Annotated in this window: 12 protein-coding genes; 8 read left to right on the top strand and 4 right to left on the bottom strand. The window is 69.5% G+C overall.

Going from position 1 to position 16617, the window contains the following annotated elements; translation table 11 throughout:
• Nucleotides 1-47: 47 nt before the first annotated feature.
• Nucleotides 48-938 (bottom strand): segregation and condensation protein A, encoded by an 891-nt coding sequence (locus tag A3AG_RS0125160; protein WP_018008059.1) that lies wholly within the window; start codon nucleotides 936-938, stop codon nucleotides 48-50.
• Between the two features lie 34 nt (nucleotides 939-972).
• Nucleotides 973-1164 carry a DUF3460 family protein gene (locus tag A3AG_RS0125165; RefSeq protein ID WP_018008060.1) on the bottom strand — a complete coding sequence of 64 codons (192 nt, stop codon included), beginning with the start codon at nucleotides 1162-1164 and terminating at the stop codon, nucleotides 973-975.
• A 190-nt stretch (nucleotides 1165-1354) separates the two neighbouring features.
• Here A3AG_RS0125165 and A3AG_RS0125170 point away from each other — a divergent pair, with 190 nt between their 5' ends.
• The 3 genes from A3AG_RS0125170 to bamE are packed head-to-tail and all read left to right on the top strand — an operon-like array spanning nucleotide 1355 to nucleotide 7891.
• On the top strand, nucleotides 1355-3172 hold the full coding sequence (locus A3AG_RS0125170; protein ID WP_026164457.1) for an autotransporter assembly complex protein TamA: 1818 nt from the start codon (nucleotides 1355-1357) through the stop codon (nucleotides 3170-3172).
• Nucleotides 3172-7299 (top strand): translocation/assembly module TamB domain-containing protein, encoded by a 4128-nt coding sequence (locus A3AG_RS0125175; RefSeq protein WP_018008061.1) that lies wholly within the window; start codon nucleotides 3172-3174, stop codon nucleotides 7297-7299. The genes A3AG_RS0125170 and A3AG_RS0125175 overlap by 1 nt, the downstream gene beginning before the upstream one ends.
• Before the next feature lie 43 nt (nucleotides 7300-7342).
• The gene (gene bamE / locus A3AG_RS0125180; protein ID WP_018008062.1) at nucleotides 7343-7891 is read left to right on the top strand and encodes an outer membrane protein assembly factor BamE domain-containing protein; all 549 of its coding nucleotides are present in this window, start codon (nucleotides 7343-7345) and stop codon (nucleotides 7889-7891) included.
• A 78-nt stretch (nucleotides 7892-7969) separates the two neighbouring features.
• Here bamE and metG read toward each other — a convergent pair whose 3' ends face one another.
• Both metG and A3AG_RS0125190 read right to left on the bottom strand, forming a co-directional pair.
• Nucleotides 7970-10042, bottom strand: a complete 2073-nt coding sequence (metG, locus tag A3AG_RS0125185) for a methionine--tRNA ligase (RefSeq protein WP_018008063.1) — start codon at nucleotides 10040-10042, stop codon at nucleotides 7970-7972.
• A 287-nt stretch (nucleotides 10043-10329) separates the two neighbouring features.
• On the bottom strand, nucleotides 10330-10968 hold the full coding sequence (locus A3AG_RS0125190) for a YiaD family glycine zipper/OmpA-like lipoprotein (protein ID WP_018008064.1): 639 nt from the start codon (nucleotides 10966-10968) through the stop codon (nucleotides 10330-10332).
• Nucleotides 10969-11304: 336 nt separating this feature from the next.
• Between A3AG_RS0125190 and apbC the strand changes: the two genes are divergently transcribed.
• The 5 genes from apbC to A3AG_RS0125215 all read left to right on the top strand — a co-directional run bounded on the left by apbC (nucleotide 11305) and on the right by A3AG_RS0125215 (nucleotide 16571).
• Complete coding sequence (gene apbC, locus A3AG_RS0125195) at nucleotides 11305-12393, top strand: iron-sulfur cluster carrier protein ApbC (RefSeq protein ID WP_018008065.1); 1089 nt, start codon at nucleotides 11305-11307, stop codon at nucleotides 12391-12393.
• A 16-nt stretch (nucleotides 12394-12409) separates the two neighbouring features.
• On the top strand, nucleotides 12410-12943 hold the full coding sequence (locus tag A3AG_RS0125200; protein ID WP_018008066.1) for a DUF3305 domain-containing protein: 534 nt from the start codon (nucleotides 12410-12412) through the stop codon (nucleotides 12941-12943).
• A 31-nt stretch (nucleotides 12944-12974) separates the two neighbouring features.
• Nucleotides 12975-13628 carry a DUF3306 domain-containing protein gene (locus A3AG_RS31990; RefSeq protein WP_018008067.1) on the top strand — a complete coding sequence of 218 codons (654 nt, stop codon included), beginning with the start codon at nucleotides 12975-12977 and terminating at the stop codon, nucleotides 13626-13628.
• A gap of 101 nt (nucleotides 13629-13729) precedes the next feature.
• Nucleotides 13730-15895, top strand: coding sequence for a 4Fe-4S binding protein (locus tag A3AG_RS0125210; protein ID WP_018008068.1), 2166 nt, complete (start codon nucleotides 13730-13732; stop codon nucleotides 15893-15895).
• Between the two features lie 37 nt (nucleotides 15896-15932).
• Nucleotides 15933-16571 carry a TorD/DmsD family molecular chaperone gene (locus tag A3AG_RS0125215; RefSeq protein WP_018008069.1) on the top strand — a complete coding sequence of 213 codons (639 nt, stop codon included), beginning with the start codon at nucleotides 15933-15935 and terminating at the stop codon, nucleotides 16569-16571.
• The last annotated feature ends 46 nt before the right edge of the window (nucleotides 16572-16617 follow it).

Here is a 16617-nt window from a genome sequence, read left to right on the forward strand (position 1 = left end):
GGATTGTAGATCAACTGGGCGGGGCTGGCCTCGGCGGTTCGGACGGGTCAGCTGGGGCTGTACGCCAATCGCACATAAATTGGCGCGAACGGCTCGGCCTGGGTGATCTCCACCAGCGATTCGCGCGACAGCTCGAGCATGGCGATGAAGTTCACCACCACCACCGGCACGCCCTTGCCGGAGCGCACCGCGTCCTCGAACAGCTCCGAGAACTCCATGAAGCGCGCATGCTGCAGCCGGCGCAGGATCTGGCTCATATGCTCGCGCACCGACAGTTCCTCGCGCGAGATCTTGTGGTGCTGGTTGAGCTTGGCACGCTTGAGCACGTCGGCCCAGGCCGCCTGCAGGTCGACGGTTTCCACCTCGGGAAAGCGCGGCGCCAGGCTCTGCTCGATATAGACCTGCGAGCGCAGGAAGTCGCGGCCCAGCTGCGGCACCATATCCAGGCGCTGCGCGGCCAGCTTCATCTGCTCGTACTCCAGCAGGCGGCGCACCAGCTCGGCGCGCGGGTCTTCGGCTTCCTCGTCGCTGTCGGCCTTCTTGACCGGCAGCAGCATGCGCGACTTGATCTCGATCAGCATCGCCGCCATCAGCAGGTATTCCGCCGCCAGCTCCAGGTTGGTCTTGCGGATCTGCTCGATATACGACAGGTACTGCCGCGTCACCTGCGACATCGGGATGTCGAGGACGTTGAAGTTCTGCTTGCGGATCAGGTACAGCAGCAGATCCAGCGGGCCCTCGAAGGCTTCGAGGAAGATCTCGAGCGCGTCCGGCGGGATGTAGAGGTCCTGCGGCAGCTTGAACAGCGGCTCGCCGTACAGGCGCGCGAACGCCATCCCGTCGACCATGTCGGCGGGGCCGGCCGGCCCGGCGGCGGCGGGCGCCACCGCGGGCAGCTCCACGGGCAGCGGCAGCTTGTCCTGGTCGCCTGCGCTCATGGTGCGGTCGGCTCGGGCTCGGGGGCGGCGGGAATCAGTTGTCCTGCGAGTAGACGTAGGGCTTCTGCGCCACGCGCGAAGCCTGGGCGCGGGCGCGCTCTTCGAGGTCGATCGGTGCCTTGTCCCACAGCAGGGCGCGGCCGTCGCGCTGCTCGGCCTCCAGCGTCGGGCGCTCTTGCTTGAGCTGCTTCAGGAACTGGGTGATATCGGATTCGTAGAGGGCCATGTTCAACCGGGATGCACCCGTGCGGGCGCCAGATAGGTACAGTGGGCCATGATTTTACAGTATCGGCCCCCCGCGATGCACGCCAGAGCGCAGGCGGGGGACCGCAAAGGCGCCGCGACGCATGGGAAAGTTCCGGCCGCGTGGCCGGGTGTGGTCAAATACCGACTTTGTATGTGTGGACAATGGGGCGATGCCGCAAGACACCGCTATCACCGCTGACTCGGCTGGCCGTGCCGCCAGGCGCCTCGCCGCGCGCGCCATGGGCGCGCTCAGGACGCTGGGCGTGGTGCTGGCGCTGGCGGCGGGCGGGGCCCAGGCCGCCTACAAGGTCGAGGTCGAGGCGCCCAAGCCGATCCGCGAGATGCTCGAGGAGCACCTCGACCTGGCCCGCTACAAGGACCGCACCGATCTGTCGCAGGACCAGTTCGACTACATGGTCGAGACCGTCGGCGAGCAGGTGCGGGCCTTCACCTCCACCGAAGGCTATTTCGATCCCACCACCACCACCCGCGTCGAGGGCGAGGGCGACAAGCGCGTGGTCCATGTGATGGTCGACCCCGGCGCGCGCACGCTGATCCGCAATGTCGACCTGCAGGTGACCGGCCCGGCCGCGATCCAGTCGCCCGAGCAGGTGGCGGAAATGAAGGCCAAATGGGGCCTGCCCGCGGGCGAGCCGTTCCGCCAGGACGACTGGGACAAGGCCAAGGAAGACGCGCTGGTGACGCTGCAGAGCCACACCTACTACGGCGCGCGGCTGGCCGCGTCGCAGGCGCGGGTCGAGCCGGACGAACTGCGCGCGGACCTGGCGGCGCACTACGTCAGCGGCCCGGCCTACCGCCTGGGCCCGCTCAAGGTCACCGGCACGCGCCGCTACCCGGAACAGATCATCGTCAACGTCAACCCGCTCAACGAGGGCGAGCCGTACCGCGTCGAGCGGCTGCTGGAGCTGCAGCGCGCGATCCAGAACCAGCCGTATTTCTCCAACGTCCAGGTCGACCTGGAGCCGCCGCCGGATGCCGAGCAGGCGCCGGACGGGGTGGTTACCGCGCCGGTGTCGGTGCGCGTGCGCGAATATCCTGTGCACCGGCTCAACAGCGGCGTCGGCTTTACCACCGATACCGGGGCGCAGGTGGAAGGGCGCTATTCCTACTACAACCTGTTCAACCGCGCCTGGACCTTCGACTCGCAGGCGCGGATCGAACAGAAGCGTTCCTACCTGTTCGCCGAGGCGGCGATGCCGCCGTCGCGCGGCGCCTACCGCAACAGCGTGTACAGCAGCTACGAGCGCACCATCGATCTCGAGAACACCGATACCACCAGCCTGCGGGCGGGCCTGAAGCGCTCGCGCTCGCGCGAGAAGTACGACGTCACCACGTCGCTCGACTTCTACTATGACAAGCTGCTGCCCGAGGGCCAGGCCGCCCAGATCAGCAAGGCGCTGGTGCCGGCCTTCGCCTGGACCCGGCGCGATGTCGACAACCCGGTGTTCCCGCGCCGCGGCAACGTGATCAACACCCAGATCGGGGTGGCCGCCAAGACCGTGCTCAGCGACGCCACCTTCCTGCGGCTGTACGGCCGGATCCGCCAGTACGTGCCGGTCGGCAAGCGCGACCTGGTGGTGGCGCGGCTGGAGCTGGGTGCCAACGTCACTGGCGACAGCGCCAGCCAGATCCCGGCGACGCTGCGCTTCCGCGCCGGCGGCACCGATTCGATCCGCGGCTACACCTACCAGTCGATCGGCACCCCCAGCGGCGCCAGCGTGCTGCCGGCCAAGTACCTGGCCACCGGCAGCCTGGAGTACCAGTACTGGTTCAAGCCGGACTGGGGCGTGGCCGTGTTCTGGGATGCCGGCACCGCTGCCAACGACCTGCGTGGCGTGACCATCTACAACGGCGTGGGCATCGGCGTGCGCTGGCGCACACCGGTGGGCCCGCTGCAGCTGGATGTGGGCTATGGCATCCAGGAGCAGCAGTTCCGGCCGCATATCTCGCTGGGGGTGGCGTTCTGATGAACGTGCACGACCTGCCTTCCGTGCCCGGCGGCGGCGACGCCGCGCCGCCGCCAGCCGGTCCGGCACCGCGGCAGCGCCGGCGGCTGTGGCGCGCGCTGGGCTGGCTGGCCGGCATCCTGCTGTTGCTGGTGGTGGTGCTGGCGGCCGCCGGCGTGGCGGCGCTGCGCACCGAAACCGGCACGCGCCACCTGTGGACGCTGGCCACGCGGCTGTCGGCCGGCATGCTCAGCGGCCAGCTCGAAGGCGGCACCGTGGCGCACGGCCTGCGTTTGCGCGACGTGGTGTTCGCCAGCGGCCAGACGCGCGTCACGGTCGACCGCGTCGACGGCAGCTGGAACCTGAACTGGCAGCCACGGCGGCTGCATGTGCAGTGGCTGCGCATTGGCAAGGCCGAAGTGCGGCTCGGGCCGTCCGAGCCCAGCACGGAACCGATGCGCAAACCCGCTTCGCTCGAATTGCCGCTGGCCATCGATGTCGATGCGCTGACGCTCGAGCGCCTGGCGCTGGTGCAGGGCCCGGCGCCCACGGCCGAGCCGATGGTGTTCGGCAACCTGGCCGGCGCGCTGCACAGCGACGGCCAGCGCCACCGCGTCAGCATCGACAAGCTGGAAACGCCCTACGGCAAGCTGGCCGCCAACGCGCAGCTGGGCGCCGCCGCGCCGTTCGCGCTCAGCGCCGAAGCCTTGCTGGAAAGCAGCTGGCAGGACGAGGCTTTCGCTGTCAATGCCACCGCCAACGGCAATCTCGACGCCTTGCGCGCCGAGGTGCAGGCCAGCGGCGAGCGCATCCACCTGCGTGCCGGCGCGGACCTGACGCCGTTCGGCAAGGTCCCGTTCACGCACCTGCTGGTCGACGGCGACCGCATCAACCCGCGCCTGTTCAGCCCGTCGGCGCCGCAGGCCAACCTGACCGTGCATGCCGAGCTGCGGCCGGTGGACGGCGCGGGGGCGGCGGCGCCCCCGGCGGCCTCCGCGCCGTCCGCGGCATCGGCGCCCGCCTCCGCGCCGGCCGCGGTGCCCGTGCCGGCGCCGCTGGCGGTCGCCGGCGAGATCGAGATCCGCAACCTGGAAGCCGGCCCGCTCGACCGGCAGCGGCTGCCGGTGCATTCGGTGCGCGCCCGGGTCGAGCTGAGCGAGGCCGCGCAGACGGTGTCGGACCTGCGCGTGGCGCTGGCGGGCAAGGCCGAGATCGCCGGCAGCGGTTCGCTGCGCGGCGGCCGCGGCGGCTTCGACCTGGACGTGCGCAGGCTGGACCCGGCGGCGCTGCATGGCTCGCTGACCAGCGCCAGCCTGTCGGGCCCGGTGGTGGTCCGCATGGAGCCGGGCCGCCAGAGCGTGGCGCTGGATCTGGCGGGCGCCCAGCTCAAGATATTTGCCGACGCCAGCATGGATGCCGACACCGTGACCCTGGCCGCGCTGCGCGCGGTGGTCGGCACCGGGCTGCTGACTGCAGAAGGCAAGCTGGGGCTGAAGGACAAGCAGCCGTACAGCTTCAAGGGCAGGCTGTCGGCGTTCGATCCGTCGCGCCTGGCCAGGGTGGCCGCGGGCCGGATCAACGCGGATTTCACCGCGACCGGCGAGCTCGCGCCGCAACTGGGCGTGGCGCTGGACTTCGCCGTGCATGAAAGCGAATACGCGGGCCTGCCGATGACCGGCGGCGGCAAGCTGCGCCTGGCGGGCGAGCGGTTGCTGCCGAGCGAGGCCGCGCTCAGCATGGCCGGCAACCAGGCCAGCCTGCGCGGCAGCTTCGGCGCGCGCGGCGACGCGCTGAAACTCGCGGTCGATGCGCCGCAACTGGAGCGCCTGAAGTTCGGCGTGGCCGGCAAGCTCAAGCTCGATGCCACCATCACCGGCACGCTGAAGAAGCCCGAGGTGGTGGCCGACTACAACGCGCAAACGCTGGAAGTGGGCCCGCACAAGGTGGCCAGCGCCAGCGGCCGCGCCGAGATCCGCGGCGGGCTGGACGGCCCGCTGTCGGTGCAGCTGGCCGCGCGCGGCTACCGTGGCCCGCACGCCAGCCTGGCCACGCTCGATGCAACCCTGAACGGCACCCAGGCCAACCACGGCTTCGACGTCAAGGCGGCCGGCAGCCTCAACCAGCGGCCCCTGCAGCTGGCGCTGGCGGGGCAGGGCGCGTGGCGGGGCAAGGACGGCTGGAACGGCACCATCCGCACGCTCGAAGAGCGCGGCACCGTCAACCTGCGCCTGGCCGCGCCGACGCAGCTGCTGGTGGCCGATCAGCGCGTGCGCCTGGGCGCGACGCGCCTGCTGCTGGACCGCGCCACGCTGGCGATCGACAGCCTGGACTGGGACCACGGCCGCATCCGCAGCGCCGGCAGCCTCGACGGCCTGCAGGTGGGGCGCGTGCTGGAGCTGATGGAAACCATCACCGGCGAGCGCCCGCCGGTGCGTTCCGACCTGGTCATCGACGGCCGCTGGAACCTGGCGCTGGCCGAGACCGCCACCGGCTTTGCCGAGCTGCGCCGGCGCAGCGGCGATCTGTCGGTCAACGCGGGGCGGGGCTTCACCACGCTCGGCCTGGGCGAGACCAGCCTGCGCGCCGACGCCGGCGGCAACCGCATCGCGCTGCGCGGCGGCATGGTGTCGGGCCGCATCGGCAAGGTGGTGGTCGACGCCTCGGCCGGCCTGGTGCAGGAGCAGGGGCTGCAGACGGTGGGCCCGGATTCGACGCTGGGCGGCACCGTCACCGTCGACGTGCCGCGGCTGAAGTCGCTGGAAGCGCTGACCGGCCCGCAGTACGCCTTCGACGGCCGCCTGGCCGCGGCGATGCGGCTGGCGGGGACGGTGGGGGCGCCGCTGCTGACCGGCACCATCAACGGCGACAACCTTGCGGTCACGCTGTACGACCAGGGGCTGCGCCTGACCGACGGCACCGTGCGCGTGGTGCTGGACCAGAACACGGTCGAGCTGCGGCAGGTGGAGTTCCATGGTGGCGACGGCAAGCTCACCGCCACCGGCAACATCAAGCTGGGCGAGGCCGATCCCAACCTGACCGGCCGGATCGTCGCCGACAAGCTGCAGCTGTTCGCCAGCCCGGAACGCACGCTGGTGGTGTCGGGCGATGCCAGCATTGCCAACGAGAACAAGCAGGTGGTGATCCGCGGCAGGTTCCGCGTCGACCGCGGCCTGTTCGACCTGCCCAAGGCCGGCGCCCCGGTGCTGGGCGACGATGTCGTGGTGATCCGGCGCAAGGACCAGCGCGCGGTCAAGACCGCGGCCACGCCGGTGCCGGAAAGCAAGCCCGCCAGCCGCTTCAGCCCGGTGATCGACCTGACCGTCGACCTGGGCAACAACTTCCGCTTCCGCGGCGCCGGCGCCGACCTGCTGCTGGCCGGGCAGATGGGCGTGAAGAGCGAGCCGCTGGCACCGATGAAGGCCACCGGCACGGTGCGCGTCACCGACGGCACCTACGAGGCCTTCGGGCGCAAGCTGGACATCGAACGCGGCATCATCAATTTCAACGGCCCGATCGACAACCCGAACATGAACATCCGCGCCATGCGCCGCAACCAGGAGGTCGAGGCCGGCGTCGAGGTCACCGGCACGGTGCGGCTGCCGCGGGTGCGGCTGGTGTCGGAGCCCAACGTGCCCGACGAGGACAAGCTGTCGTGGCTGATGTTCGGCTACGGCGCGGAAAGCGCGGGCGCCGGCCAGCAGCGTCAGCTGAGCGGCTCGGCGCTGGGCGGCGCCGCGCTGGGGCTGATCGGCGGCAAGGCCGGCAAGGGCATCGTCTCGCATTTCGGCATCGACGAGTTCTCGATCGGGCCCAGCACCGCGGGCCTGAACGACCAGCAGGTGGTCAGCATGGGCAAGGCCATCACCGAGCGCATGTCGGTCGGCTACGAGCAGAGCCTGACCTCGGCCTCGAACGTGGTGAAGCTGAGCTGGCAGTTCTCGCGGCGCTGGTCGCTGATTGCCAAGGGCGGTTCCATCAACGGTTTGTCGGTCTTGTTCAACCGCCGCTTCGATACCTGGGCCAACCTGTTCAGCGGGGCCCCGAATCGCGGCACCAGGAGGAGCCAGCAGGATGAAAGCCAGCCACTCGACCCCGACAGCGCCGCGCAGGCGGCCTCGGCCGCCATCGCCGAGCCGGTGCGCCGGTGATTTCCCTTCGACCTTCGCCGCGTCGCCGCGACGCCTTGCCGCCATGGGACTGATTGCCTCGATGCTTGCGCTGTTCGGCTGCGACCAGCAGAAGGTCGATGAAGCCATGAAGAAGGCGGGCGAGACCGTCCGCAACACGTGGAACGCGATCAAGCCCGACAGCGAGCTGTTCAAGGGCATCGTGCCGGGCCAGTCGACCGAGGAAGAGCTGCGCCGCCAGGCCGGCAAGCCCGAGATCGTCTGGGAAGAGGCCGACGGCGGGCGCCGGCTGGAATACCCGCGCGGCCCCGAGGGCACCACCACGTGGATGGTCACCATCGGCGCCGACGGCAAGGTCGCGAAGATCGAGCAGGTGCTGTCGGCCGAGAATTTCGCACGCGTGCGCGCCGGCATGAGCAAAGACGATATCCGCCGCCTGCTGGGCAAGCCCAGCAGGGTGGAAGCGTTCGCGCTGAAGAAGGAAGAGGTGTGGGGCTACCGCTGGATGGAGACCTCGACCGACAAGGCCTTCTTCAACGTGCATTTCAACAGCGACGGCAGCGTCACCACCACCTCGCGCAGCGACGATCCGTCGCGGATGCAGGGCGGCTGAAGCGGTTCGGCCGCCCCGGCGGCCCGCGCCAGCTGCCCTCTCCCGCGTGCCGGGAGAGGGACCAGCGATACCGAACGATCAGCCGATGCGCATGCCGGGCACCGCGCCGCTGTGCGGCTCCAGGATGTACAGGCCGGGCGTGGCCTTTTCATCCGCGGCCGAGGCCGCCAGCACCATGCCTTCGGAGACGCCGAACTTCATCTTGCGCGGCGCCAGGTTCGCCACCACTACGGTCAGCTTGCCCACCAGCTGCTCGGGAGTGTAGGCCGACTGGATGCCGGAGAACACGTTGCGGGTGCGGCCTTCGCCCAGGTCGAGCGTCAGCTGCAGCAGCTTGTTCGAGCCTTCCACCTTCTGGCATTCGACGATTTTCGCCACGCGCAGGTCGATCCTGGCGAAGTCGTCGATGGTGATGGTGTCGGCGATCGGCTCGATCGCGGCGGCGCTGGTGGCCGCGGTGTTGGCCGGAGCGGCAGCCGCCTGCAGCGACTCGCGGTTGGCGGCGAGCAGCGCGTCGACCTGCTTGGCATCGACGCGCGTCATCAGGTGCTGGTAGGGCTGCACGGGGCTGGCGGCCGACAGCTGCTGGTCGATCGCGCGCCAGTCCAGCGGCGCGATGTTGAGGAAGCGTTCGACGCCGGCGGCCACGTTGGGCACCACCGGCTTGAGGTAGATGGTCAGCAGGCGGAACGCCTCCAGCGAGACCGAGCACGCCGCATGCAGCGCGGCGCGCTTGCTGTCGTCCTTGGCCAGTTCCCACGGCTTCTCGGTATCGACGAAGGCGTTGACGGCATCGGTCAGCTCCATCACCAGGCGCAGCGCCTTGCTGTACTCGCGGCTTTCATACAGGTGGGCCACCTGCGGCGCCGCCTGGCGCAACTGCTCCAGCAGCGGATGGGCCAGCGCGGCCTCGTCGACCTTGCCGTCGAAGCGCTTGACCAGGAAGCCGGCGGCGCGGCTGGCGATGTTGACGTACTTGCCGATCAGGTCGCTGTTCACGCGCGCGATGAAGTCATCGAGGTTCAGGTCGAGGTCTTCCATGCTGGCGTTGAGCTTGGCGGCGAAGTAATAGCGCAGCCACTCCGGGTTCATGCCGGTGTCGATATAGCTCTGGGCGGTGATGAAGGTGCCGCGCGACTTGCTCATCTTGGCGCCGTCGACGGTCAGGAAACCGTGGGCAAACACATTGGTCGGGTTGCGGTAGCCCGAGAAGCGCAGCATCGCCGGCCAGAACAGCGTGTGGAAGTACAGGATGTCCTTGCCGATGAAGTGGTACTGCTCGGCGGTCGAGTGCGGGCCGACCCAGGCGTCGAAATCGATGCCGCGCTGCTGCGCCAGGTTCTTGAAGCTGGCGTAGTAGCCGATCGGCGCGTCCAGCCACACGTAGAAGTACTTGCCCGGCGCGCCCGGGATCTCGAAGCCGAAGTAGGGCGCATCGCGCGAGATATCCCAGTCGGACAGGGTCGAGGCCTCGCCCTCGGCGCCCAGCCATTCCTGCATCTTGTTGGCGGCTTCGGGCTGCGCCAGGTCGGCCACCCATTCGCGCAGGAAGCTTTCGCAGCGCGGATCGGACAGCTTGAAGAAGTAGTGGGCCGACGACTTGCGCACCGGCGTCGCCCCGGACACCACCGAGTAGGGGTTCTTCAGGTCGGTCGGCACGTAGGTGGTGCCGCACACCTCGCACGAATCGCCGTACTGGTCCTTGGCGCCGCACTTCGGGCACTCGCCCTTGATGAAGCGGTCGGGCAGGAACATGTTCTTGACCGGGTCGTAGAACTGCTCGACCTCGCGCTCGGCGATCAGGTCCTCGGCCTTCAGTGCCAGGTAGATCTTCTCGCACAGCTCGCGGTTTTCTTCGGCGTCGGTGCTGTAGTAGTTGTCGAACGACACCAGGAAGCTGTCGAAATCGCGCTTGTGCTCGGTCCAGACGCGGTCGATCAGCGCCTTGGGCGTGATGCCTTCCTTCTCGGCGCGCAGCATGACCGGGGTGCCGTGGGTGTCGTCGGCGCCGACGTAATAGACCTCGTTGCCCATCATGCGCTGGAACCGCACCCAGATATCGGTCTGGATGTACTCCACCAGGTGGCCGATATGGATCTGGCCATTGGCGTAGGGCAGGGCGGATGTGACGAGGATGCGACGTGCGGTCATAAACAGGAGCCGGTCAGGAGCGGGGAAATCGTGGGGACGGCGCCAGCCAGGACGGGCGGGCGCGTGCCGGGAAGGGGCTATTTTAACAACTGGCCGGCCGCCGCGCGGCGGTTCCGCATCGCGGAATGGGCGGGACGCCGACTGCGCACGGGCAAAAAAAAGCGCCGGTCAGTGCCGGCGCAGCTTTCCACAACGGAAAAGGAGGAGAAATCAGGTACCGCCCGGGAGGTCAGCCACCCATCGCGAGCCAGCAACGGTGGCAAGCGGCACCTGTTTCTATGACAGGGTCACCCTTGAATTGGTTTCAAAAAAATTTCGACGCGGCGATTTTGTGCCCGTCCGGCCTCGGTCCCGTTGTCCGCGACCGGCTGGCTTTGGCCGCGGCCTTCGGCGCTCAGGCGGTTGCGTGCGACGCCGCGATCACCCAGGTATCCGGCCACGCTCTGGGCGCGGCGCTGCGACAGTTGCATGTTGTAGTTGGGGTTGCCGGTGCTGTCGGTATGGCCGACCACGTTGGCGCTGACGTCCTGGTGCTGGCCCAGGGTCTGCGCGACCTGGTCGAGCACCGAGCGGAACGACGGCTTGATGGTGGCGCTGTCGGTGTCGAAGGTGACCTGGCTCGGGATATTGACCTTCAGCGAGCCGTCCGGCTGCTCGGTGATCTGCGTGCCCGTGCCGGCGGTGTCCTTGTTCAGCTTGCCGCGGATTGCGTTCCAGTTGTAGCCGGTCGCGCCGCCGATGGCGCCGCCGACGGCGGCGCCCACCAGCGTGCCGGTGGTGTTGCCGCCGATCAGGTTGCCAAGCCCAGCGCCGACCGCGGCGCCGACGCCGGTACCGACCGCCGTATGCGTTTGCTGTTCGGTGGCGCAGCCAGCGGCCAGCAGCGTGGCGGCTGCGAGCGAAACGGTAACGAGCTTGATCTTCATGCTTTCTCCTTCTGATGTTCCCGTAAATGTTCTTGGTACCGCGTCGCGATGGTAACGCCAAGGCAAGCGGCAGGTAACCCATTGTGCGCGTCGGCCCGGCCGGGCGCGGCACCGCTTGCGGTGTCGACCTGCCGGGCCGTCCAACCGCACTACAATATGGATATGGCGGCGCGCGCACAAGTGCAAGCTTGTGAGATTTGTAATTGTCTGTAATCCCCCACCCCATAGAGGGGATTGCGCGCGGACTTCCGGCGTTCATGGCCGGTGTTGCATACTTTGATACATTAGGCGCAAGGCCATCATGCGCCCGTTCCCACTATCCAAGCGGAGTTTGTCTTGAGCCTCAGCACTGAGCAGGTTACCGAAGCCCTGCGCACCGTCATCGACCCCAATACGGGCAAGGACCTGGTCTCCACCCGCTCGGCCCGCAACATCCGCGTCGATGGCGGCGAGGTATCGCTGGAGGTCGAACTCGGCTATCCCGCCCGGAGCCAGTTCGATCCGATCCGCAAGCTGGTGGTGGCCGCGGTCCGGCAGCTGCAGGGCGTGACCAATGTCAGCGTGGCCGTGAACATGAAGATCGTCGCCCACGCGGTGCAGCGCGGCGTCAAGCTGCTGCCGGGAGTGAAGAACGTGATCGCGGTGGCCTCGGGCAAGGGCGGCGTGGGCAAGTCGACCACGGCCGTGAACCTGGCGCTGGCGCTGGCCGCCGAAGGCGCGCGCGTGGGCATGCTCGATGCCGACATCTACGGCCCCAGCCTGCCGATGATGCTGGGCATCGACGGCCGCCCCGAATCCGCCGACGGCCAGACCATGGAGCCGCTGGAGGGCCACGGCCTGCAGGCCAACTCGATCGGCTTCCTGATCGAGCAGGACAACCCCATGGTATGGCGCGGCCCGATGGTCACGTCGGCGCTGGAGCAGCTGCTGCGCCAGACCAACTGGCGCGACCTCGATTACCTGATCGTCGACATGCCGCCGGGCACCGGCGACGTGCAACTGACGCTGTCGCAGAAGGTGCCGGTCACCGGCGCGGTGATCGTGACCACGCCGCAGGACATCGCGCTGCTGGATGCCAAGAAGGGCCTGAAGATGTTCGAGAAGGTGGGCATCCCGATCCTCGGCATCGTCGAGAACATGGCGGTCTATTGCTGCCCGAACTGCGGCCATGTCGAGCATATCTTCGGCCATGGCGGCGGCGAGAAGATGTGCGCCGACTACGGCGTCGACCTGCTCGGCAGCCTGCCGCTGAACCTGAGCATCCGCGAGCAGGCCGATTCCGGCCGCCCGACCGTGGTCGCCGAGCCCGACAGCCCGGTGGCGGAGATGTACCGCGCCATCGCGCGCAAGGTGGCGATCAAGGTCGCCGACAAGGCGCGCGACATGACCAGCAAGTTCCCCAGCATCGTGGTGCAGAACACCTGAGCGCCCGCCTGCCGCCATGGACATGCAGCCCACCGCCAACCTGCCGCCGCCCGGTGCCCGCCCCGCCGTCACCATGGCCGTGGTGATGCGCAAGGTCGCGCTGGCCAGCCGCTGGCAGCCCTGGAAGTGGCAGCTCGACGCGGTCCTGCCGGACCTGGGCGAGTTCGGCACGCAGCCGGTGTGCCTGGAGCATGATGCCCATGGCGCGCGCTGGCTGTATCCCGGCTACGAGGTGGAGCTGTTCCGCGACCAGGGCGAGGGCTACTACCTGAACCTGACCTCGGTCACGCCATGCTGGTTCGTGCTGTGGCGCATGCCCGAGGATGAGGGCGACGCAGACCGGGCGCATCCGGTGCCGGTCACCGTATCGCTGTCGTACAACGAGGCCGGCCGCTGGCTGGATGCCGGCGAGACCGTCGAGAACGTGCCGCTGGCGCCGGAGCAGCGCGACTGGCTGCAGGCCTACGTCAATGAACATTACCGGCCCGAGCCCAAGCAGCGGCGCCGGCCCGAATCGTTCAAGGCGCCGGACCAGCGCGCACGCTACTGATCCCTGACACCACCGAGAGGCGGCCCTGCCCATGAGCGAATCGTCCTTCCTGTCGCGCTGGTCGCGCCGCAAGGCCGCGGTGCGCGAGGGCGTGGCCGTTCCCGCCGAACCGCCGCAGCCGCCGCAGCCGCGGCAGCCCGAGAGCGGGCCTGTCCCTGCGACCGTCGAAGCCGCTGCCGAGGCGCCGCGGGATCCGCCGCCGACGCTGGCCGATGTCGCGGCATTGCGGCCCGGTGACGAGATCGCCCGCTTCGTCGCGCGCGGCGTGGACGAATCGGTCAAGCGCGCCGCGCTGAAGACACTGTTCGCCGATCCGCACTTCAATGTGATGGACGGGCTCGATATCTACATCGACGATTACAGCAAGCCGGACCCGATCCCGGCCGAGATCCTGCGCCAGTTGCGCCAGGCGCAGACGCTGGGCCTGTTCGAGCCCACCGACGAGGAACGCGCCGCGGCCGCAGCCGCTGCCCGGGTATCGGAGCCGGAACAGGTACCGCCAGCAGCGCAAACGGACGCGCAGCAGGAACCGCATCAGGCGGGCGCAGCAACAGGCGAAGGCGCCGACGCGCCGCCGGTGCAGGCCGATGCACCGGCCGGCGCCGAAACGCCGCCGCCGCACGCCAGTCAAAGCGAACAACAGGGCCAGCAAGACCCGCACGCAAGACCCGATAAACGCGCGTAGCCCCCACCGGCAGCGCAGCCTACAATAGGCATCCCCCACAATCCGCCGGCCCGCAGACCCCCGCCAAGAAGGGACGTCCGGACCGGTCAGCCGCACTCGCCATGCCGACGCTGATCTGCAATTGCAACGACACCATGCCGCTGGACGGGGCGGCATTGTCAGACGCAACCCCCGCCCCCGGCCAGGGGCCGCTCAAGGTCCATCGACTGCTGTGCCGGCGCGAAATCGGTGACTTCACCGCCGCGCTGGACGGCACCGAGGACGTGATCGTCGCCTGCACCCAGGAGCGCCAGCTGTTTACCGAGGTTGCCGCGCAGGCCGCGCGGGGCCGCGATGGCCAACCGGTGGTGACCGCGCCGGTGCGCTTCGTCAATATCCGCGAGACCGGCGGCTGGTCGCAGGGCGCCCGGCGCGATCCCAGGACCGCCAACGCCAAGATCGCCGCGCTGCTGGCGGTGGCCGCGCTGCCCGAACCCGAGCCGGTGCCGGTGGTGGACTACCGCAGCGACGGCGCGGTGCTGGTGCTGGGGCCGGCCGCGCGCGCGCTGCCGTGGGCCGAGCGGCTGGCCGCGATGCAGCTCGAAGTCACGGTGCTGCTGACCGGCGGCGACGCGCGCGACGGCACCGCGGCGCAACCCGCGGCGCGCGCATATCCGGTCCACAGCGGCCGGCTGGCGGCGCTGACGGGCTGGCTCGGCGCCTTCGAGGCGAGCTGGGAGACCGGCGCCGGCCGCAGCAATCCGATCGACCTGGACCTGTGCACGCGCTGCAATGCCTGCATCGAAGCCTGTCCGGAAGGCGCGATCGATTTCAGCTACCAGATCGACCTGTCGCGCTGCCGCGCGCACCGCGATTGCGTGCGCGCCTGCGGCGCCGCCGCGGCGATCGACTTCGACCGTCCGCAGGGCACCGGCGCGGGCCGCTTCGACCTGGTCTTCGACCTGTGCGACACGCCCGCCTTCACCATGCACCAGCCGCCGCAGGGCTACCTGCATGCCGGTGCCGACCCGGCCCGGCAGCAGGCCCAGGCGCTGGCGCTGGCCGGGCTGGTGGGCGAGTTCGAGAAGCCCAGGTTCTTCCGCTACAAGGAAAGCCTGTGCGCGCACGGCCGCAACCAGACCACCGGCTGCACCGCCTGCATCGACATCTGCTCGACCCAGGCCATCGTCTCGCGCTGGCATGACGGCAAGGGCCGCATCGAGGTCACGCCCAACCTGTGCATGGGCTGCGGCGCGTGCACCACGGTCTGCCCCAGCGGCGCCATCAGCTACGGTTACCCCGGGCCGGAGACCACCGGCGCGCGGCTGCGCACGCTGCTGTCCGCCTACCGGCAGGCCGGCGCGCGCGATCCGATGGTGCTGCTGCACGGCGAGGAATCCGGCACGCCCGCGCTGCTGGCGCTGGGCCGCGCCGCCCGCGGCGGCAAGGCGCGCGGCGTGCCCGCGCAGGTCATGCCGCTGTCGCTGTTCCATCCGGCCTCGGTGGGGCTGGAGCTGTGGCTGGCGGCGCTGTGCTGGGGCGCGAGCCGCGTCGCCGTGCTGCTGACCGGCGACGAGGCGCCGCAATACCGCACCGCGCTGCTTGAGCAGATGGCGGTCGGGCGCGCGCTGCTGTCGGGCCTGGGCTATGACGGCGAGGCGCTGTCGCTGCTCGAGGCCGCCGACACGGAAGCGCTCGATGCCGGCCTGGCGGCGCTGCGCCCGGCCGGTAACGCATTGCCGCCCGCGGCCTTCGGCCCGGTCGCGGCCAAGCGCGAGATGCTCGACTTCGCGCTCGACCACCTGGTGCGCCATGCGCCGTCGCCGGCGCAGAGCGTGCCGCTGCCGGCGGGCGCGCCGATCGGCGCCATCGCCGTCGATACCGGCAAGTGCACCTTGTGCCTGGCGTGCGTGGGCGCGTGCCCGTCCCAGGCGCTGCGCGACAACCCCGAGCGCCCCGTGCTCAGCTTTATCGAGCGCAACTGCGTGCAGTGCGGGCTGTGCCAGAAGACCTGTCCGGAAGACGCCGTAACCCTGGTGCCGCGCCTGCTGGCCGGCGACGCGGCCCGGCGCCCGGTCACGCTCAACGAGGCCCAGCCGTTCCATTGCGTGCGCTGCGCCAAGCCGTTCGGCACGGCGCAGATGGTCGAGTCGATGCTGGTGCGCCTGGCCGGCCATCCCGCCTTTGCCGGCGCGGCCGCGGAGCGCCTCAGGATGTGCCCGGACTGCCGCGTGGTGGATATGATGGAACGCGACCCTGGCGCCGTCAGCGGCGCCACCCTGCGCTGAGACCCGGCCCGGGCCACCGGGCACAATTCATCACGACATGACAGATTTCCAGCCGATCCAGCTCACCGCCGCGCCGCCCGCCGACCCTGCGGACAGCGAAGACACCGCCCGCGCCGACCTGTACGGCCTGCTGGCCACGCTGTTCTACCGCGCCCCGGACGCGGCCTTGCTGCATCACATCGCGGCCAACCGCGCCGTGGGCGAAGACGCGCAGACCGTACTGGGCAAGGCGTGGAATGCGTTGTGCGACGCAGCATCCGAGACCACCGCGGCCGAGGCCGAAGAGGAATACCGGCAACTGTTCGTCGGCGTGGGCCGCCAGGACGTCTTCCTGTACGCCTCTTTCTATCTGACCGGCTTTCTCAACGAGCGCCCGCTGGTGGCGCTGCGCGAAGACCTGGCCCGCTATGGCCTGGAGCGCCACGAAGGCGTCAGCGAGACCGAGGACCACATCGCCACGCTGTGCGAGGTGATGCGCTTCCTGGTGGCCGGGGACGACCTGTCGGTGTCCAACCTGGGCGAGCAGCAGCGCTTCTATGCAAAGCATCTGCAGCCCTGGATCGAGCCCTTGTGCGAGGCGGTGGTGGCGCACCCGCAGGCGCGCTTCTATCGCAGCGTGGCCGGACTGCTGGGCACCTTCGCCGGCGTCGAGGCGGTGGCGCTGGAGATGACCTGAGCGCGGGACCGATGCGGCGCAAGGCGCTGGCTTCTTAGCTCAAGTT

It is taken from the genome of Cupriavidus neocaledonicus (assembly GCF_000372525.1).
GTDB lineage: Bacteria > Pseudomonadota > Gammaproteobacteria > Burkholderiales > Burkholderiaceae > Cupriavidus > Cupriavidus neocaledonicus.